This window comes from uncultured Duncaniella sp., assembly GCF_910578445.1.
Classification (GTDB): domain Bacteria; phylum Bacteroidota; class Bacteroidia; order Bacteroidales; family Muribaculaceae; genus Duncaniella.
Genome location: NZ_CAJTQC010000004.1, coordinates 39,948 through 58,950, shown reverse-complemented (window position 1 = coordinate 58,950; position 19,003 = coordinate 39,948). Strand labels below are relative to the sequence as shown.

Genomic DNA, 19,003 nt, shown 5'->3' with positions numbered 1-19,003 from the left:
TTTATGTAATTTTGCGCCTTAATTGATTCTTATGGCGAGATATGTTTAAAAGCAGTGTTGAATAGCATTGTATCCGATTGGCTTTTTTGACCACTGGTTCTCCGCATCCGCCTGATATAGTAACTTGGTTATTCCATATAAGATAAGTATACAAATGAATTTTAACGGTTCAATTGATTTCAGGCCGAAATTGGTTTCGGCTTTGAAAAATTATTCGGCAGACAAGTTCAAGAATGACCTTGTGGCCGGTATTGTTGTGGGTATTGTCGCTCTTCCGCTTGCCATCGCGTTTGGTATTGCAAGTGGCGTAAGCCCTACAGTCGGTCTGATTACGGCCATAATCGGTGGTTTCATCGTTTCAGCGGCCGGAGGATGTACGGTTCAGATCGGTGGCCCTACGGGAGCGTTCATCGTCATTGTCTATAACATTATAGCCACTTTCGGACTCGAAGGTCTTGCCGTAGCGACATTTATGGCCGGACTGATTCTGGTGGCTCTCGGTTTTTTCCGTCTCGGAACTGTCATCAAGTTTATTCCTTATCCGATTGTGGTCGGCTTTACCGCAGGTATCGCGCTTACGATATTTTCGACCCAGATAAACGACTTCTTCGGTCTCGGACTGAAAAATGTCCCGAGTGAATTTATCCCGAAGTGGGGTGCATACATTTCAAATTTCGGTAATATCGACTGGGTTACCCTTGGCGTGGGACTTGCCGCGCTTGCAATCATCATCATAACCCCGAAGGTTTCACGCCGTCTGCCGGGAGCGCTCATCGCAATCATAATCGTCACTGCGGTCGTGGCTATCGTGCCGGGCATCAGTGTCGAGACCATCGGTGACCGATTCGGATCGTTGTCGACCGACATTCCGCAGCCTCATGGATTTGAGCTCAATATGGCTACAATCAACCGCCTTCTCCCGTCGGCATTCACGATTGCCATTCTCGGCGCTATCGAGTCGCTCCTTTCGGCTACAGTCGCCGACGGTGTGACCGGCACACGTACCAACAGCAACACCGAGCTGATAGGACAAGGCATGGCCAATATCGTTGTTCCTTTCTTCGGCGGAATCCCTGTCACCGGTGCTATCGCCCGTACAATGACCAACATCACAAACGGTGGACGCACACCCGTAGCCGGAGTTGTCCACGCCATTGTGCTTTTCCTTATTTTCCTTTTCCTCATGCCGCTTATCAATCTGATTCCGATGGCATGTCTTGCTGCCGTGCTTATTGTCGTCAGCTACAATATGAGCGGCTGGCGCACAATCCGCTCGATTTTCCACAACCCGAAGAGCGACATCTCTGTGCTTGCGGTGACATTCCTTCTGACTGTCATCTTTGACCTTACGATTGCTATCGAAATGGGTCTGCTGCTTGCGGTCATACTCTTCCTGCGCCGTGTCATGGAAAATACGGAAATCAAGGCCTACTCAGGTCAGCTTGACATCGACGAAGGCTCTGAGATGGCTCACCACGAGGTGCTTGATGTCAATCCCGGAGTGGAGGTCTATGAAATCGACGGTCCGTTCTTCTTCGGTGTGGCTACAAAGTTTGATGAACTTATGCGCAGCGGCATGGGCCGTAAGCCGCTTGTCAGAATCATCCGCATGCGCAAAGTGCCTTTCATAGATTCGACAGGCATCCATAACCTTGAGACACTTATTAAATCCTCTCAGGAAGAGGGAATCCACGTGGTTCTCTCCGGTGTCAAGGATAATGTGCGCACAGCCCTTGTCAATGCCGGCATCAACCGCCTTATAGGTGAGGATCATATATGTTCACATATAACAAAGGCTGTCGAGATGGCCAACAGGATTGCTCCTGCATCATCGACGCTTTCAGCTGCAAATGCGTGAGGTCCGGACGACTTCATTGTTTGAGGCAATCTGTTAAGTTATCCGTAAAGTTATATTAGGTATAGTTTCTATTCTCAGTGGCCTGTCTGTGTCAAGACCGGCCACTGATTTTTTTTGCTGTCAGTGACCGTGATTTGGCAAAGTGGCGGAATTAGGCTAAATTTGTGGTAAATTAACCGGCCTCATTGTCATCGATTGGTTGCCGATGTGGTTAAATTCTATCTCTATGCCTGAAATTACATTTGAAGTTTTCGACAGTATAAAGCCTTTGAAATCATTCTGGAAGGAGTCAGATGAGCTGGCTGCCGCAATGATTGCCGAAGGGAAGATGCCAAGGATTGAATATACCTTCTATCAGACTTTCCGATGGAATGAATTCGTCGAACGCTACTATTCCCGACAGCCTTCTGTCAGACTCGGTCTGAAACATATCGAATATATTCTGGTCAGGAACGACGGAAACCCTGTGGCTATTCTTCCGCTTATGGTCTATAGGTCAGGCAAAGTGGAGATGACCTCATGGCGTACGTCAGGCATAAACAATGTGGTGTCTGTCTACAACAACGAGCGTCATGCCGGCATATTCAAGGCTCTTGTCAATTATATTTGCGGGCGCTATCGTGGGAAAAAGCTGCGTCTGTTTGAGCTTCCGCCTGCGACTCCGTTCACTCAGGAGCTTTCCGCAATTCCGGGTGCGCGTTACACCGAGCGTGGCAGCTATCACATTCCGCTGTCGGATTTCGAGGATTTCGATGCCTACTATCTGTCGCTCAACAAGAAATTGCGCCACAACATCAAGACCCGCAGTAACCACTTCACTCATGGCGATTTGACATCGGAGCTGAAAGTGTTCACGCGTGAAAATCCTCCTGTCGGTAATTATTGGAAAAAGATATGGCGTCTGTTTTTCATGCGTAAGAACGTATGGCGTAAGAGGGACATCACTGCATTCCGTCGGCTTGTCTGCGTGTGGGAGACCCATAAAGAATGTTCCGGCGGTATGAAGACTCTGAGTTTCAGTCAACTTGACGAGACTGTGCTCTTTGTTTTTGAGATAAACGGTGAGCCGGCAGCCTTTGCTTTCCTATATCTGTCGGATGGTTATATCGTCGTGCCCAAACTTGCCATTGACACCGAGCAGCGCGCCCATGCCCCGGGAATACTTATGCTTAAGGAAATCATGAAATGGTGCTACGACAAAGGTGTTAAGGATTTTGACCTCTGTCGTGGTGAAGAGCCCTACAAGCAACAGATGGGCGCTGTCAACCAGCCTGTCAGTCGCGTAGTGGCCACGCTGTGATTGACTCAGATTAAGAAGATGCGGCAACTGATGAAAAAGTTGGCAGAGATGGAAAAGTGAACCTTCTCGATTCATGTACTGCGGGATTAGGTCAAAGAGCGGAGTTCAATGAGTTCGCTTCAGTGGATATAGACTTTTCGCAACCGCATAGTCCGGAATGAGGCTATATGCTTAGATGAGAACGGCATCATCGACATGGCAAGAACACAGAGCAAATACGCTGTATGTCAGCAAAAATATTTAACTTTGCGTATTGGCATATAGTCATATCACAGGCAATGGCAAAAATTACAGTACAAAATACAGACATAGCAGTTGTAAAATACAACGAGGAAGATTATATCAGCCTAACGGACATGGCTCGCAGCCAAATGCAAGAGCATATAATTTTCCGTTGGTTAAGTCTTAAAAGCACCATCGAGTATCTCGGAGAATGGGAAATGCTCTATAATCCCGATTTTAATTGTACCGAATTCGGTACAATTAAAAATGCTGCAGGAAGCAACAACTTTGTGCTATCAGTAAAAACGTGGCTTGAACGTACAAATGCCATAGGCATACGTTCAAAAGCCGGTCGTTATGGTGGCACATACGCACATCGGGATATAGCTTACCATTTCGGAATGTGGATAAGCCCCAAATTTCAGTTATTGCTCGTCAAAGAATATCAGCGGTTAAAGACGGAGGAACAGCGGCTATTGGGTTGGTCGGCGAAACGTGAGTTGTCGAAAATCAACTACCGCATACATACCGATGCCATAAGGCAGAACCTTATCCCCGTTGAGGTTACACCGGCACAGGCGAGCATCATCTACGCTAATGAAGCTGATGTGCTGAATGTGGCGATGTTCGGTGTGACGGCAAAGCAATGGCGCGAATCCAATCCGGACCTCAAGGGGAATATACGCGACTATGCCACAATCAATGAACTTATCTGCCTGTCAAATATGGAAAACCTCAATGCGGTTTTCATCGAGCATGGTATTACGCAGAGCGAGCGACTTGTGAAACTGAATCTGATAGCCATTCATCAGATGAGCGTGTTGGAAAGTGACGATAACAATAGAAAACTATTGAAGTAATTGTGTATGGATAGCCACAACATGATTATTTCGTGCTTAGCGAAATGATTTATTGGCCTAAGGTTGCCGAGAATGGCAATACCTGAAGGATTATAAATGATCTGAAATACCGTGGACACACACAAATTCCCGTCGGGCGGCTTTTTCATGGCCGAGTGCCATGTTTTCGGACTGGTCAGTCCATGAGAGAGGATGCGACAGATGATACTGTACCGCTGCGTTGCGCAATGAGCGGAATTTGAATCCGGCCATTTTGAAACGCCACACAAGGTCTGTGTCCTCTCCGTAGGCCGGTTTCGTGTAATCCTCGTCGAATCCGTTGATCGCCATTATGGCCTTGCGTGAAAACGACATGTTGCAGCCTGTAAGATATTCAAGTTTCCTGAAACGGTTGAGTCCGGGGATATATAAACCCTCCTCGATTCGTTTCATTCCGTTTGGACGTATAAGAGCCAGCCACATCGCCGGTTGCAGCGACGTCACCGATTTAGGGTTTGCAATGAGCTTCTGCGACATAGATTCGTTGAGCATCACGCGCTTACCGGCATTGATGAGATCGGGATTGAAATCTCTTGTGTGGGCTTCGATAAACCGAGGGTGAAGCACACAGTCACCGTCTATGAAAATCAGCTGTTCGGCCTTGGCTGCGATTATCGCACGGTTCAATGCCCTGTTTTTTCTCCATCCGTCGTCTGTTTGCGTGAGATGCCGGAAAGGGTGGATGAAATTGTAGGACTTTACGAAGTCTCTCATTTCATCCGACTCTCCGTCCTCCGAAATAATAATCTCAAAATCATTTTCGGTCTGGTATCTGAGACTTTCGAGCACTATGTTGAGAAACTTCGTGTTGCGGTAGACCGATATGATGAGCGATGCTTTCATTAATTAACGTTTTGAGTTTTTTAGAAGGCTACTTTTTGACTGTCACATCGTCCTTGTCCATGCGCTGCATGTAGCTTTGGATGATGGCACACATGTGGTTGAACATATCCTGCTCTATGTCTTTTGGCATTTTACCTTTGAGGTTTTCTTTGAGCAGCGGGTCTTTTTTATAATTGTAGATTTCTGAAATCTGCTGGTTCTCCATGCGCATCACATAGTCACCCTTGAAATATTGAGGATAGAAGTCCCAGTTGAAAGCCCATGTCTCCTCGGCCGGAGTGTTGAAGATGTCTTTTCCGAATGCAACATAGGGTTTGTCGTAGCCGAGATAGTTGAGCATGGTGGGCATTATGTCCATCTGCTGTACTATGCCGGGCTGACGGCCTGTGGGGAGTTCGCCGGAGGGATCGTAGAAAATGATGGGGATGCGGAAGCCTCCGACCTCACCGAAATAGACCTCATGTGTGCGCTTGCTGCTTGCATGGTCGGCTGTGATGATGAAAATAGTGTTGTTGAACCACGGTTGCTTTCTTGCGCTCTCGAAGAAACGTTTGATCGAGTAGTCGGCATAGCGGATACACTTGTGGAGCTTGTGGAGACCTTCGTCAACAAACACGTCCTTATATTTGTCAGGAACGGCAAACGGATGGTGTGACGACAGTGTGAATATGCTTGCCATGAAGGGTTGAGGCATTTCGTTGAGTTCGGCGCAGAAGAACTGGAGGAAGGGCTCGTCCCAGATTCCCCATTTACCGTCGAATTCGTTCATGCCTCCGAAACGCGGGTCGGCGACAAATTCGTTTTTGCCGAAATATCTGTCGACTCCAGCCTGCTTGATGAATGCGTTGAATCCGAGCGATTCGTTATCACCACCGTGGAAGAAGGCTGTCGAGTAGCCCATGTTTTTCACTTCGCTCGCAAGGGAGTTGATGTGGTTGAGGGAGTGGGGCGACAATACAAACGGACGGTCCATGCGTGGAATCGAGGCGATGACAGCCGGAAGAGCGTCGATACTGAAACCGCCGTTGGCAAACGACTGCTCGAAATACATGCTGTGTTGCAGAAGCGAGTCGGTGAACGGTGTATAACCCTTGTAAGTCCCGTTGTCAAGATCTTTGTTGAGCGCTCCGACAAATTCCTGCGCGAAACTTTCGACTACGAGTATCACTATGTTCTTTTCGCGTTTTACGAGAGAGTCGCCGGGGAGATGGACTGGGTTGTAGACGGCTGAAAGCGCCGCTTCATCCTTGAACAGGATTGGCGTTTTCTCAGCCATCTGGTTGACGGTGCGGATTATTGAGAAAGGAGTGTTGAGGACGATGCCTGTCTGTATGGGTTCACTGGCATACTTGTGTGAATAGTTGACTGAAATCGGTCGGGTGGCGGTGAAAAATGTATTTCCACGCATGCCGAAGATTGCTATCGGGGTCATTACAACGAGTGAGATGACCTGTGTCAGATAGTATCGTTTGAGCGGTTTCACCGGTGTGCCGGGTTTTCGGTAGCACTTCCAGAGAAAGACCGTCATAAGTATGGCAAGTATCACCAGATACCAGTGGCCGGTGATTTCGCTGCCGACGATGCCTCCCAGATTGTTGTCGCCCTTGAATTCCTGAAAAATCGCCATCGAAGTGCGGTGTTTTCTGAACTCGAAGAAGACTGAATCTGCGAAATTCATTACTATACATGCTGAATTTATGATGACATAGATCCATTTGGTCATCAGCCAGAACCATTTTTTCTCTTTAATATGTAGAGGGAAGAGATAGAGAAGTATGACAAGTGAATTGGTATAGAATATGGCTGATGTGTCGAAGCGCCATCCACCGAGTGACAGTGTCCAGAAGGTGCGCCACGAAAGATTTGCACTGTAGAGACTCCAGTTCTCGAATATGAATGCCAGACGGCATATTTCGTAACAGATATACACCCACAAAAGGTTTAATATCAACCTGACGGGGTTTGAGTCAAACCATCTGTAACGTTCTCGTCTATAACTGTAGCTGTAATATGTTTGCATCGGCTATATATTATGTGTTAAGATTGTATTTTATCTGTTGGCTAAATCCTCGTAAAGTTTCTGGAGTATCGCCCGGCCTTTCTTTTCGCGTTCGGTGTCAGCCCCTTCGATGGCTTCACCCGACACGTTGTCGACGATGGTGGCTCCACGTTCGTCGGTAAACATGAAGCCGTTTGTGTAGGTATGGAATGAGAACGGTTCGCGATAAGTGTCGGCGAGCACGTCGCGGCTGAATAAGAATTCGTCGTGAGTGAGGTTCATCTGTCCGAGCAGGGTTGCTGCGAGGTCGGTCTGGCTCATCAGTGTGTCTATGCGTCCGCTTTCGGCGAGAGCTCCTCCTGTGAGAAGAATCGGAATGTGGGCGTATTTCTGACGGGAGACAGGATTGTGTGAGGCGTTATATCCGTGGTCGGCCACGCATATTACAAGGGTGTTGTCCCACGCCGGTGTGGCTTTCAGACGGTCGATGAATTCGCCGAAGCAGTGGTCGGTGTAGGCAAACGAGTTTGCGACTTCATCGTCAGGCAGACGGTTGTAGGGGACGGTGAACGGTTCGTGAGAGCTTAATGTCTGGAAGGTGGTGAACCATCTCTCGCCCTTCCCGGTCTTGGCCATTATGTCGTTGAATATATAGTCGAACATGTATCCGTCCTGAATGCCCCACTTGCATGTCGGTGCTGAGGAAGGAAGATCCTTCTGACTTACGAGAGTGTCGTGGCCCGATGCGAGATAGTAGTCCGATTTGTGCATGATGGTCAGCTCTCCGCCATGTACGGCTGTGGTGACGTAGCCTTCTTTTTTCAGTCTGCGCGGTAGTGCGGGAAGATTAGGGAGCTTGCGTGTGTAGCGGATGACACTTGTGGTCGGCTGGCCGAGGTAGCCGCTGAGCAGGCAGACAAGTCCGCGGTCGGTGCGGAAACTTCCGGCAGTGCAGCGGGTGAAGAGGATTCCACCGTCGGCTGCGATGCGGTCGACATTGACAGCGACATTCTCCTTGCCTCCGAGCGAGGGCACGAATTCCGCTCCGAGGCTCTCCCAGATTACAAGCAGGATGTTGGGGCGCTCGGTCTTGAGAAGTTTTCTTGTCGGATGTCCGGCGGTCGGGAATAGCCGGTCGGTCATCTCGTTGCATTCCTTGTCATCGAAAAATCGGAATTTCCCTTTGAATTCATCCTTTGTACCTAACGAATATATTAGATTGTAGGCCGGATTGAGCGCCCAGTGGTTGAAGAAGGGATTTTTGCTGTAGTAGACCACACTCGGATTGTTAGGCCTGATTTTCAGTCCGCGTATTATCACAAACAGACACCCTGCAGCCACGATGAATATGAAGAATGTCAGCAGGCTTTTCCACCATACCATCCATGTCCCGTCGAGCAACGTGGCAGAGACGCAGGCAGTGATTGTCTGTGCGCCTGCAAAAAATATTCCCGCGACGATGAACGCCACCGAAAATGCAGCGACGAGATACCCGGCCGACACACTGGCAAAAGCGCCTTTGAGTGAACGGAGGTAGACAAAGACCGACGAATCGAGTTTGTAGTTCCAGAATTTGTAGAGCAGTGTGTCCGACACACATATCAGCCCTATGGCGAGCGATATGACTATGTTGTAGACGGTCAGGACAACAGCTGCATTGAAACAGGGCAGCAACGTGTGCACCGCGCTTATGATGAGTGGCAGTGCGGTGAGATAGGATGCAATGATGAAGTCGGAGACAAGTCCGTGGGAATATACCTGTATTACATCTTTTGCCGTTGTCCTTTCAGCATTGACATGCCTGTTATACAGACCGAAAAACGGTTTCTGTATCACTTCGAAGAACAGTGTGCAGAAGATGAAGTATATAAGTGCGAATAATACAAATACAATCATAATGTGTCTGTCGGTTTATGAATGTTTCGGCTCTGAAGTCGGCAATGACGACGCATTCACAGTCTGCCGGATTTTGTCGACGATAGTGTCGGGCGACAGCTTGTTCATGCAGTCGAAATGTCCCTTGGGGCATTCCGGCGACCCTCCGACTGAACAAGGCTGACATGCGATGTCGAGACAGACTGCTCTTTCAGGTGTCTGTCCGTAGCCCATGAATCCGCATGCGGGAGTGGTGCTTCCCCAGATACTGATGACGGGAGTGCCGGCAAGGGCTGCCATGTGCTGGTTGGATGAATCCATGCTGACCATCGCATCCATCGCGCCCATGAGGGCTATTTCGTCTTCGAGCGGATAGAGTCCGGCAAGCGATGTGCATCCGGGTGTCGCCTCCGCCCATTCTTTCAGCTGGTCGGCTTCCTCGCCTCTGCCACCGAAGAGATAGACGTTATATCCTCCGGCTGTCAGCTTTGCGATGACTTCGCGCATCTGTGCGGCAGGATAAGTTTTGTTGAAATAGCGCGCAAATGGTGCAATTCCGATTGCCGGACGTGCAGGCTCAAACGGGAGTGTCGGGGTGTGGTTCTGATACAGGCTTTTGAATGTCAGGCCGACAGAATAGCCGAGTTCGGCAAAAACCTTTGCATAGCGGTCGATGAACGAAGGCTGTGGCTGCCCGGTACGGAACAGTTCGGAGCGTTTGGCGCGCATTTTGTCGACCATGACGACCTTGACTCCGCGCAGACGGAAGTAGCGGTCGATGATCCAAGACCGCAGGACGTTGTGGAGGTCTGCTACGCAGTCGGGTTTCAGTTGACCGAGTCTGCGCAGAAGGCGCAACATCCCTCCGACACCTTTGTAATCTTTCTTGAAGTCCACACCGATGACATTGACGTTGGCCGGTGCGTTGACAAACAGTCTCGCGAAGAATGGGCGTGTGACCACATCTATATTAAGGTCGGGATAGCGTGTGGCCAGTGAATAGATGGCCGGAACGGTCATGGCCACATCTCCGAGGGCTGAAAACCTGATAATCAACATGCGCTTGGATGCCATTCTTTGCAAAGTGTTAAAGGGTTGGAGTTGATGGTTTAAGGATGAAGTGGAAGCTGACCGGTGAGCCTGAAATATCGTCCGGCTGTGAGCCGGGCTATCAGCAGTTCGCGGTCACGGTCGCGGAATCGGTCGACATACTCATGGGCGTGGCGGATTATCGCTTCGGCCTTGTCGGGATTGGCAATGTAGAATTCAAGCTTTTCGATGAGGTCTGAATAATCGGGCTTGATTTCTATATAATGGTAGTCGGGGATGAGTTTCCCTTCCATGAACCATGATTCAATTCGGGGACGGGGCATGACGGCTATGGAGTTTGACGACATCACCCATTTGAGATTTGTCGCGACATCATTGCCTTCGATTGTGGCGATAAATTTGAAATCAAGCTGGTCCTCCATCGGGATGTAGGGCTTGACAAACCGCGGATTGTCTGTGTCGCGGTTTATCTGGCCTGCATCACACATCGGATGGTCGATATATTTTTCAAGGAAAAGCCTGCGGTGGGGCTGACGGCGCACGACGTTGCGAAACACAATCATGTCACGTTTCTCGCTGAAACAACGTGAATCATTGATGAAACGGAAATGGCGCACCTTGTTGAGCGGCATAATCACCGTGTTGCTTTTGCCCTGTGTGATCGGACGCGTCTTTGCGAATGTCGGTGTCGGCAAGTCCCACGCCACATCGCCCATCAGATATGAGAACCGCAGATTTTTTGGAAAACATCTCACACATTCGTAGAGGTCAAAGAAATATGTGGTGTGCTTTTTCTTTGCCCTCCATGGAAAACGGAAACCGCCGACAGTCACTGAATCTCGGCTGTCGACCTCCGAGCCCTCTGCACAACGTGCGTAATAGTCCACACGATGGCCGATTTCGTCAAGCTCCTCCTGCGACAGATGCTTTATTTTAAGCCCGTATATGGCTCTGAACAGCACATCGGGCAGGATGTAGCGTGAGAAGTTCTTCGTGTAGAACGATATGCGCTGATAACCTTTAATGAGAGAGCGGAAGTCTGTGCGGATTCTCATCTGCGCGTCAGTTTTTTATTATGCTTGTTTGTTTAGTTCCCGGAGATATGCTTCAACACCGTCAATGTCCTTGCGGTTGTCGACTGAAAGCGACTTGCAGTGACAGTTGTAGTAGTAGATGGGCATATGGTTCTCAAGGAAGCGGAATGAGTCGTTTTCCTCGATTTTTTCAATCGGTCCGCGAGGGGTATTGTGGTAGAAATCGAGTGCCTTGCGTGTGAAAGCGCCTACACCGACAAACTTGTGGAACACGTAGTCCATCGCTCCCTTGGGATAGGGGATAGGGCTGCGCGAGATGAACAGGCAGCGGTCGTCCTTGGCAGTGACAATCTTAAGGTTGGTTGCATCGACAACTTCGACAGGATTGCTGAAATCGGTCATGAGGTTCGACACGAAGAAGTCGTCGGCCTTAAGTCCGTCGGGGATACACTGTATGATGGCCTCGCGTGTGAGGAGCGGTTCGTCGCCGTTGACCATCACATAGAGATCGGCCTCGATGCGGGTCGACACCTCGTAGAGGCGTTCGGTCGCGGTGTCGTGGTCTGAACGTGTCATCACGACTTTAGCACCGAATTTTTCGGCTGCAACCTTGATTTTTTCGCTGTCGGTGGCCACATAGACCTCTTCGAAGAGTTCAACTTCCTTGCAATGGTCGTAGACCCATTGAATCATTGGCTTGCCACAAATCAGGGCGAGGGGTTTTTCGAAGAATCGGCTTGACTCGGCACGGGCCGGAATCACACAAATTATTTTCATTTGACAGAGTTTACGGTTAGTATGAGTATGTTTGTTTTTGAAATTGAAGTCTTATTTATAGCGCCAGCGTCTGTGAGACCACAGCCATAGTCCGGGACGGCGGCGTATGGTATCTTCAAGCATTTCAAGATAGCGGCGGGTGTATGGTGAATCGCCGTCAGCGCTGTCGGGCTTGATTTCCTTTACTGTGAAATGGTAGTGCCCGCGTCCGGTTTTTTCGACATCCAGATAGAGGTAGGCGGCGTTGATGCGGTTGCCGATTTCCTCTCCGCCGGGGCTGAACGGGGTCATCTGGTTGAGGAACGTTGTGCGGTGGTGTGACACGTTGAGATTGGACCGGTGGTCGGATATGAAGCCGACAATGAACTTCCGGCCTTCGTTGCGCCAGCGGACAAGCGAGCGGAACACCTGTTTCTGCGGGACGGACACAGGATTGAATCGCGAGCGCACTTTGAGCATGAGGCGGTCGAAAGCCTTGTCGTGCAGAGGCTTGTAGACCTGCGCGCAGAATTCGGGAGTTTTGAAGTGGCGCACGATCGACGGAACCCATTCCCAGTTGGCATAGTGGCCGAGATAAAGCACCACGGGATGTCCCTCGTCGATGTATCTGTCGACGATTTCTCCGCCTGTGACAGTGATGCGTTTGTCGACCTGACGGTCCGACATGTTGAGAAGCTTGATTGTCTCGACGATGTTGTCGGTGAACTGATGATAGAAATCCTTCTCTATTTCGAGCAGTTCGTGTCCGCTTTTTTCAGGGAATGAATTTCTGAGGTTTTCGCGGATGACTTTTCGGCGGTACTTCACTCCTTTTGCAATTACGAGATAGAGCAGGTCGCTCAGTCCGTAGAGAAGCGGGAACGGAAGCAGCGAAAGCGCGCCGAAAACTCCCCGGTAAAGTGCATATCTTAATTTTTCGCGCATAGATTCTGTCTGATTTTATTGACAACCCTCCGCGTAGCTCCGGCATTCTTGCTGACATACACGGCTGCTTTTTCGGCTATTTCCCGCAGCCCTTCGTCGTTGTCCTTAAGGTCGCAGAACCATTTGTCGAGAGCTTCGGGGGTTGCCGTTATCCGGCCGATGCCGAGCTCTATCATACGGCGTGTGACCGCCTTGCGGTTGACATTCGGCCCGAATGCCACAGGGAGGCCATAGACGGCCGGTTCGATCACACTGTGGAGCAGGCGTGTGAAGCCTCCGCCAACGTATGCCCATGTGGCGTAGCGGTAGATATAGGCCAGAGCACCGACAAAGTCGATGATCAGCGTCTGTGTGCCGGTCAGATCCGACTCAGGCGTGCAGCGTGAATAAAGTTCGGATTTCCCTTCGAGGTTCTCTTCAAGATGGCGCAATATCGACGGACTGATTTCATGCGGGACAATGATGAAACGGGTGTCGCGATGTCTGTTGGCAAGCGCTGTGACCAGTTTGAGGTCTTCGTCATCGTGAAGGCTTCCGGCGATAAACACCTTTTGGCCGTCGGTGAAACGCTCGATGATTTTATCTTCCCACGGTGTGGAGGCGACAAGAATTACATTGTCAAACAGCGGGTCGCCGTTGACGGTGACATTATCGACCCCGATTTTGCCCAATAGCCGCTGTGATTCGTCGTTGAGCGTGAATATTTCCTTGAAATAACTTACGCTTTTGCGGAAGAGGTGGCCATACCATTTGAAAAACGGCCCGTTTTCACGGATTACCGACGAGACAAGGTAGGCTGGAATGCCGCGTCGGTTCAGTTCGGACAGATAATTGTGCCAGTATTCCGACACCATGAAGACTGCGCATGCAGGCCTGATGCGGTCAAGGAAATGCCGGACATTGGCCGATGTGTCAAACGGAAGATATAGCACCCCGTCAATGCCTTCGGGCATGTTTTTCGTGAGCGCTTCGTAGCCGGTGGGAGAGAAAAATGTCACTACAATGTTGCAGTCACACTCGTCTTTAAGGAGTCTGATTATCGGACGTGCTATGCCGAATTCGCCAAGCGATGCAGCGTGAATCCACACCGTAGGGCGTTTGGTGTCAAGCCTTTCTGCCAGTCTGTCCACCTCGCCTGACACCTGTCGCTGTCCACGGGCGAAACGGATAAATTTTGATGGCTCAGCGCTACGCACCGTCTTCGCTATTGCGAAGATTGCACGCCGTCCTAATCTCATTCCTAAATCATATATCTCAAGCATTAAGCCGGTCGGTAGGGATAAAAAATGAGTGGCTTTCCGACGGATGTGACGGATAAGCCTTGTTTAAGACTACAAAATTACGATAAATGTTTGAATTAATTCAATAATTTTTGGCTAATTTTGCAATGGAAACCCCTACCGGAAGAACATGGAAATAAAATTTGAACCGATAATCGCCGAGGCAGCCCCTGCGCTTCAGGTTGTAACCATTGAGGCGACAGTCAATAACAGCGAGACCTCCGATGAACTCTGGAATATGATTGAACGCGCTGCCGCTGACCTGCGTGAAGTCACCGAACTTTCCGACATCAACAAGCGTCCCGGAATCAGGGCGACACGCGAGGCATACAAAGCCTGCGGGAAAGAGCCGAACCGCTATCGTCCGTCGGCGGAAGCCTTGTCGCGCCGTGCGGTCAAGGGGATGGAGCTTTACCGCATCAATACCCTTGTCGATCTGATAAATCTGGTTTCGCTTCAGTCGGGCTATTCGATAGGCGGTTTCGATGCCGACAGGATTGAAGGCGGTGTCATGACCCTCGGGGTTGGACGCGAAGGCGAACCGTTTGAGGGGATAGGGCGCGGAGAGCTCAACATTGCCAATATGCCTGTCTATCGTGATGCTGTCGGTGGCGTAGGCACTCCGACAAGCGATAACGAGCGCACGAAACTTAGTCTCGATACAACCCGTCTGCTGATGTGTATCAATGTCTACGGAGAGGAAATGCCGATTGACGATACGGTCGCGCTCACGCTGTCGCTGCTTGAGAAATATGCCGAGGCCGACGATGTCAAGGTCGATATTTACAAACCTGAAAAATGATAAGCCATGAAAACACTTAGAATTTATCCAACAAGCATCAACGACAGGTATCTTGACGAGGTTGTCGACTGTCTGCGCGACGGAGGAGTCATCATATATCCTACCGATACGCTCTATGCCATCGGATGCGATGCACTCAACAATTCAGCTATCGAGCGCCTTTGTAAAATCAAGGGTGTGAACCCTCAGAAGCAGGTGCTCTCGGTTGTCTGCGACGGCATATCCATGGCAAGTGAATATGCGCGCATCGACAACGAGGCGTTCCGCATTCTCCGCACCAATCTGCCCGGGCCGTTTACATTTATATTGCCGGCGGCTACGTCGCTCCCCAAGGTTTTCAAGGGGCGCAAGGAGGTCGGCATACGTGTCCCCGACAATCCGATCAGTCGGGCTATTGCCGAGAGGCTCGGCCATCCAATCCTTTCGTCGTCGCTTAAAGTCGACGATGAAGTGCCGGTGTTCGATGCCCACGAGCTTGCAACGGCTTTCGAGGGTGTGGCCTCGCTGCTTATCGACGACGGTGGCTCTAACGCCGATGGAGGTTTTGATGTTCAGCCTTCTACCGTGGTGGACCTTACAGACAGCTCGTCGCCTGAAATTCTTCGCGAAGGGCGCGGAGAACTTCAGTGACAAGTGTCGCAACGGTCTCTCTAATAATTATTTTCGCAAGGACTAATGAAAATTGTAAGATATAGCCCTGAGATGAAAGGTGAGTGGGATGACTTTGTTGAGTCATCGAAAAACGGCACATTTCTTCTCAAACGGGATTACATGGAATATCATGCCGACCGTTTCCCTGACCACTCCTATGTGTTTCTCGACGACAGTGGTTCTGTGGCGGCGCTCCTTCCGGCTACTCTGAGGGATGGAGGAGTGCTTTCGAGCCATGCAGGCCTGACTTATGGCGGTCTCGTGATGAGCAACAGGACTTCAGCTGCCGATCCTCTCGGGATGTTCGCTCTGTTGAGAGACAGGTTGCGCGAAGAAGGCATCTGCAAGCTTGTCTATAAGGCCATTCCCCACATCTATCACCGTCAGGGTGCTGAAGAGGATCTCTATGCGCTGTTCAGAAACAATGCACGACTCAGCATCCGCAACCTTTCGACTGCTATAAATCTCCGCGACCCGATTCCGTCGTCGCGTCTTGGAAAACGTGCTGAGAAACGTCGCCGCAAGTGGGATATACGTGTCAGCGAGCCGGATAGCTCAGATGCGTTCTGGGATATTGTCATCGAGGACCGCCGGCTGCGCCACAACACGCGTCCTGTCCACACGGCCGCCGAACTGAACTACCTGAAAAGCCGTTTCCCTGAAAATATCCGTTTCTACATCGCCACCGATTCTTCAGGCGAAGTGCTCGGCGGAGCAGTCATCTATCTTGACCGGGGTGTCATTCATCTCCAGTATGCCGCATGCACGCAAAAAGGGAAGGATATGTATGCTACCGATGTCATTTATCATGACCTGATATTCAATATCCTTCCCGGGAACAATTATTTTGATTTCGGAATCTCAAATGAGGATGCCGGACGTTATCTCAACGAAGGGATGATTCATCACAAAGAAGAGTTCGGAGGCCGTTCGGTGGTCTACGACATCTATGAGATGGATGTCTGACCCTCGGTTTTCTCAAGCATTCTTACGTTGTGGCGGAAAATCGTCTTCATAGTGTTACAATTTTCGATGGACACTGTGAGGAACGTGACGCTACGTCATCTTGTCAGTTTTGCTGTTTTTTGTATTATCGCATCTTTTTGGCCTTTTTCTATCATTAAATTTGCATAAACTAATGACTGAAAAAAACGAAACTGACATGAAAAAATCAATGAATCTCCCGGTCTCGAAAAATTTTTATGACGATCTCTGTAAGCGTGTGGCAGCTACGTGTCAGGCGGTAGGCTGTTTTGAAGCTTATCAGGCTGCGATGGCGGTGATTGACAATTATTTGATGTCGGTTTCGGTGGGTGATGACGGGGCGTTGGTTGTGCAATCAGGGATTACCGTCGGTAATATATCAGATAATACGATTCTGCTTATTTTCACTCTGCTGCGTAGCGAGATAGACCGTGCAATCGTGCGTTCTGCCTTAGCTCGTAGGCGCGCTGGGAGGAAAGATAAACAATCTCGCCGTGGAAGTGTGGGAGTGCGTACTCAAACTGTCGTTTCGGTCAGCCAATGTCAGGAGACGGCAGTCTGTCCGAATGACCCCTCCGCCGAAGTCAGCCGGAAAGCGAAAGACAACGACTGCCGTTCTGAGATTGGTGACGAGAATGATATTGACGATGATGGTATCCCTGCTGTACCTCTCAAAAACCGCCGTCAGCGTCGGCGTGAACAGCATGCCATGAAACGCATCATGCGCGAACGCATCAAACCATTGTGGAGATGAACGTTGACAGGTGGTAGGAATCGTATGTATATATGAATTGATTGTACGTACACCGTGTACTCGGAATAAGAATGATTATTGCGTTATTCCGGCACGTAGATTATGTCGCCGTTTTCGAGTTCGTAGGCTGTGCCTACGCGCTTGCCTTTGTTTCCTGAAGAATCATTGTTGTCGGAGGGGGTGTAGCGGTTGATTTTTTCGCCTTCTTTGGTGATTATCTCCATGTTCTCTTTCCCGGGATTCTTGACCATTGTAAAGTCTTCCTGCGAGAACATTTCGGTCATATTGTAGCGGCTCACGAGCGCCACCATCAGCGCTACGGCAAACACCATTGCGACATCAAAGAGATTGCTAACAACGCTCATCGGGTCGCTGTCTTCAGCGCGGGTCAGAAGTCGGCGGCGTCTCATCGGTCGTCAGTTTTAGAATCAGACATTTTCACTACCTCGGCAAGATATTCAAGCATAGTGATGTTTTTCACGGCCCAACGCTCCTTGACCTGCTGTGTCAGGAATCCTATGGCGCTCACGACGAGCCCGACAACCGTTGTGGCAAAAGCCACCTGCATGTTGTAGGCCATCGATGCGATGTCGCCTGTTGCGAGTCCGACCAGAGCCGGGCCCATGGGGATAAGAGTGCCCATAAGTCCGAGAATCGGCCCCATTTTTGTAAGCACTTTTGATGTCGACAGATCTTTGTCAGCCTCAATCTCGTATTCCGAAAGCAGCAGGTCGATTCGCGCATGGTTTTCGCGGTTGGCAATGATTTTTTTTGCATAGGCGGTCACAACCGTGTCGGATTTTTCGGGGAGCGATTCGCTGAACGTGTCGAGGGTGGCAGGAGTGAGTTTTACGATGCGCTTATGAAACGATTCGGAATGCTTTTTGACTTGTAGATACTGGCCGAAGAATGTCCCTATGAGGATGATTGCACGGATGAAGAAAAATATGAGGAGGACGATTACGGGGACGAGCAGTCCTGTCGAAATCCAGTAGAGAATGTTGGAAATTACGTTCATTGTATTGTTTTTTGTAATAAAGTTTTAATGTTTCTGAAAAGCCTCTTATTGAAGTTTTGAGATTGTTTTACGTATCGAGCGTCGATTGACCAGTATTCCGGCCACAGTTCCGGCTGCTATGATTAGCAAGAACCCTGCGAGGGCATCCCACTCGACACTGTTAGTGCCCTTGACCGCAGTGCGTCCGTTGACGGTGGCGATTATCCCGAGAATAGCCGTGATGGCATTGACCACAAACATGAGTTCAAGCCTGAGGTCTTTTTCGGGCAGCAGGAATCTGATGAGATATGAGAGGGAAGGAGTAGCGATAAGCACACATGTAGCCGTCGCCCATGAGAGTGTAGAGAAATCATTACCCGGAAATGAAAAGATTATCTCCACGAGCAATGCGAACAGAACCGGGAATATCAGTAGTCCCGGAAACCATAGCGCTACGGCGTAAATCGCCCTTTGGACTACCGACAGTTGTTCGCCGGCAATTTTCTTGGCCATCATCACGCAGAAGGTAATCTGGAAAAAGACATCGACGGTGAGGAGTACCGAGGTGTCGAGCATCAGGTCGGGGGCATTAAGCCAGTCGGTTATCTGTGTCTTTGACTGACTGGCTGCATAAGGCCACACCAGACCTACAAACAGTGCTGCGAGCATACAGGTGGCGGTTATGCCGACAGCTTTATGGTAGGTCAGTTTCAATGCGAAATTGAAACTGACCATAAGCATTATTATGAGGACA

At 49.8% G+C, this 19,003-nt stretch carries 18 protein-coding genes; 7 read left to right on the top strand and 11 right to left on the bottom strand.

The features are described from left to right. The first annotated feature begins 154 nt into the window (after positions 1-154). The 3 genes from sulP (at position 155) to QZ311_RS03450 (ending at position 4,240) form a co-directional block, all read left to right on the top strand. A complete protein-coding gene (gene sulP, locus QZ311_RS03460) occupies positions 155-1,858 on the top strand; it encodes a sulfate permease (protein ID WP_297063910.1) in 1,704 nt (567 codons plus the stop codon). A gap of 226 nt (positions 1,859-2,084) precedes the next feature. Then, entirely contained in the window at positions 2,085-3,158 is a 1,074-nt protein-coding gene (locus tag QZ311_RS03455; RefSeq protein WP_297063907.1) for a GNAT family N-acetyltransferase, read from the top strand. 278 nt (positions 3,159-3,436) lie between these two features. Next, positions 3,437-4,240 carry a KilA-N domain-containing protein gene (locus tag QZ311_RS03450; RefSeq protein WP_297063904.1) on the top strand — a complete coding sequence of 268 codons (804 nt, stop codon included), beginning with the start codon at positions 3,437-3,439 and terminating at the stop codon, positions 4,238-4,240. 90 nt (positions 4,241-4,330) lie between these two features. On the opposite strand, the gene QZ311_RS03445 is transcribed toward QZ311_RS03450, so the two are convergent. The 8 genes from QZ311_RS03445 to QZ311_RS03410 all read right to left on the bottom strand — a co-directional run bounded on the left by QZ311_RS03445 (position 4,331) and on the right by QZ311_RS03410 (position 14,019). Then, positions 4,331-5,122 carry a glycosyltransferase gene (locus QZ311_RS03445; protein ID WP_297063901.1) on the bottom strand — a complete coding sequence of 264 codons (792 nt, stop codon included), beginning with the start codon at positions 5,120-5,122 and terminating at the stop codon, positions 4,331-4,333. A 28-nt stretch (positions 5,123-5,150) separates the two neighbouring features. Continuing rightward, on the bottom strand, positions 5,151-7,052 hold the full coding sequence (locus QZ311_RS03440) for an alkaline phosphatase family protein (RefSeq protein WP_297063898.1): 1,902 nt from the start codon (positions 7,050-7,052) through the stop codon (positions 5,151-5,153). Between the two features lie 120 nt (positions 7,053-7,172). Then, positions 7,173-9,017, bottom strand: coding sequence for an alkaline phosphatase family protein (locus tag QZ311_RS03435; protein ID WP_297063896.1), 1,845 nt, complete (start codon positions 9,015-9,017; stop codon positions 7,173-7,175). Between the two features lie 15 nt (positions 9,018-9,032). After that, on the bottom strand, positions 9,033-10,070 hold the full coding sequence (locus QZ311_RS03430; RefSeq protein WP_297063893.1) for a glycosyltransferase family 9 protein: 1,038 nt from the start codon (positions 10,068-10,070) through the stop codon (positions 9,033-9,035). Positions 10,071-10,105: 35 nt separating this feature from the next. Then, complete coding sequence (locus QZ311_RS03425) at positions 10,106-11,101, bottom strand: glycosyl transferase family 90 (RefSeq protein ID WP_297063889.1); 996 nt, start codon at positions 11,099-11,101, stop codon at positions 10,106-10,108. A gap of 18 nt (positions 11,102-11,119) precedes the next feature. Continuing rightward, the gene (locus QZ311_RS03420; protein ID WP_297063885.1) at positions 11,120-11,857 is read right to left on the bottom strand and encodes a 3-deoxy-manno-octulosonate cytidylyltransferase; all 738 of its coding nucleotides are present in this window, start codon (positions 11,855-11,857) and stop codon (positions 11,120-11,122) included. A gap of 51 nt (positions 11,858-11,908) precedes the next feature. Then, positions 11,909-12,781 (bottom strand): lysophospholipid acyltransferase family protein, encoded by an 873-nt coding sequence (locus QZ311_RS03415; protein WP_297063882.1) that lies wholly within the window; start codon positions 12,779-12,781, stop codon positions 11,909-11,911. Then, a complete protein-coding gene (locus QZ311_RS03410) occupies positions 12,766-14,019 on the bottom strand; it encodes a glycosyltransferase N-terminal domain-containing protein (protein ID WP_297063880.1) in 1,254 nt (417 codons plus the stop codon). Before QZ311_RS03410 ends, QZ311_RS03415 begins: the two co-directional genes overlap by 16 nt. 172 nt (positions 14,020-14,191) lie before the next feature. Here QZ311_RS03410 and QZ311_RS03405 point away from each other — a divergent pair, with 172 nt between their 5' ends. The 4 genes from QZ311_RS03405 (at position 14,192) to QZ311_RS03390 (ending at position 17,252) form a co-directional block, all read left to right on the top strand. Further along, on the top strand, positions 14,192-14,863 hold the full coding sequence (locus tag QZ311_RS03405) for a phenylalanine--tRNA ligase beta subunit-related protein (protein WP_297063877.1): 672 nt from the start codon (positions 14,192-14,194) through the stop codon (positions 14,861-14,863). Between the two features lie 6 nt (positions 14,864-14,869). Beyond that, a complete protein-coding gene (locus tag QZ311_RS03400; protein WP_297063875.1) occupies positions 14,870-15,493 on the top strand; it encodes an L-threonylcarbamoyladenylate synthase in 624 nt (207 codons plus the stop codon). A gap of 45 nt (positions 15,494-15,538) precedes the next feature. Then, a complete protein-coding gene (locus QZ311_RS03395; protein WP_297063873.1) occupies positions 15,539-16,480 on the top strand; it encodes a GNAT family N-acetyltransferase in 942 nt (313 codons plus the stop codon). A gap of 160 nt (positions 16,481-16,640) precedes the next feature. Beyond that, a complete protein-coding gene (locus tag QZ311_RS03390) occupies positions 16,641-17,252 on the top strand; it encodes a hypothetical protein (protein WP_297063871.1) in 612 nt (203 codons plus the stop codon). Between the two features lie 83 nt (positions 17,253-17,335). Here QZ311_RS03390 and QZ311_RS03385 read toward each other — a convergent pair whose 3' ends face one another. The 3 genes from QZ311_RS03385 to QZ311_RS03375 are packed head-to-tail and all read right to left on the bottom strand — an operon-like array spanning position 17,336 to position 18,984. After that, complete coding sequence (locus QZ311_RS03385) at positions 17,336-17,662, bottom strand: DUF2149 domain-containing protein (RefSeq protein ID WP_123613324.1); 327 nt, start codon at positions 17,660-17,662, stop codon at positions 17,336-17,338. Beyond that, positions 17,659-18,270: a MotA/TolQ/ExbB proton channel family protein gene (locus QZ311_RS03380; RefSeq protein ID WP_297063868.1), complete on the bottom strand. Its 612-nt coding sequence runs from the start codon at positions 18,268-18,270 to the stop codon at positions 17,659-17,661. The genes QZ311_RS03385 and QZ311_RS03380 overlap by 4 nt, the downstream gene beginning before the upstream one ends. A 45-nt stretch (positions 18,271-18,315) precedes the next feature. Beyond that, positions 18,316-18,984, bottom strand: a complete 669-nt coding sequence (locus QZ311_RS03375; RefSeq protein ID WP_297063866.1) for a hypothetical protein — start codon at positions 18,982-18,984, stop codon at positions 18,316-18,318. Positions 18,985-19,003: the final 19 nt, after the last annotated feature.

Excerpts from the sequence above, each read along its gene's own strand:
- sulP (WP_297063910.1), top strand. The coding sequence starts at position 155 with ATGAATTTTAACGGTTCAATTGATTTCAGGCCGAAATTGGTTTCGGCT.
- QZ311_RS03455 (WP_297063907.1), top strand. The coding sequence starts at position 2,085 with ATGCCTGAAATTACATTTGAAGTTTTCGACAGTATAAAGCCTTTGAAA.
- QZ311_RS03450 (WP_297063904.1), top strand. The coding sequence starts at position 3,437 with ATGGCAAAAATTACAGTACAAAATACAGACATAGCAGTTGTAAAATAC.
- QZ311_RS03445 (WP_297063901.1), bottom strand. The coding sequence starts at position 5,122 with ATGAAAGCATCGCTCATCATATCGGTCTACCGCAACACGAAGTTTCTC.
- QZ311_RS03435 (WP_297063896.1), bottom strand. The coding sequence starts at position 9,017 with ATGATTGTATTTGTATTATTCGCACTTATATACTTCATCTTCTGCACA.
- QZ311_RS03430 (WP_297063893.1), bottom strand. The coding sequence starts at position 10,070 with ATGGCATCCAAGCGCATGTTGATTATCAGGTTTTCAGCCCTCGGAGAT.
- QZ311_RS03425 (WP_297063889.1), bottom strand. The coding sequence starts at position 11,101 with ATGAGAATCCGCACAGACTTCCGCTCTCTCATTAAAGGTTATCAGCGC.
- QZ311_RS03420 (WP_297063885.1), bottom strand. The coding sequence starts at position 11,857 with ATGAAAATAATTTGTGTGATTCCGGCCCGTGCCGAGTCAAGCCGATTC.
- QZ311_RS03415 (WP_297063882.1), bottom strand. The coding sequence starts at position 12,781 with ATGCGCGAAAAATTAAGATATGCACTTTACCGGGGAGTTTTCGGCGCG.
- QZ311_RS03410 (WP_297063880.1), bottom strand. The coding sequence starts at position 14,019 with ATGAGATTAGGACGGCGTGCAATCTTCGCAATAGCGAAGACGGTGCGT.
- QZ311_RS03405 (WP_297063877.1), top strand. The coding sequence starts at position 14,192 with ATGGAAATAAAATTTGAACCGATAATCGCCGAGGCAGCCCCTGCGCTT.
- QZ311_RS03400 (WP_297063875.1), top strand. The coding sequence starts at position 14,870 with ATGAAAACACTTAGAATTTATCCAACAAGCATCAACGACAGGTATCTT.
- QZ311_RS03395 (WP_297063873.1), top strand. The coding sequence starts at position 15,539 with ATGAAAATTGTAAGATATAGCCCTGAGATGAAAGGTGAGTGGGATGAC.
- QZ311_RS03385 (WP_123613324.1), bottom strand. The coding sequence starts at position 17,662 with ATGAGACGCCGCCGACTTCTGACCCGCGCTGAAGACAGCGACCCGATG.
- QZ311_RS03380 (WP_297063868.1), bottom strand. The coding sequence starts at position 18,270 with ATGAACGTAATTTCCAACATTCTCTACTGGATTTCGACAGGACTGCTC.
- QZ311_RS03375 (WP_297063866.1), bottom strand. The coding sequence starts at position 18,984 with ATGGTCAGTTTCAATTTCGCATTGAAACTGACCTACCATAAAGCTGTC.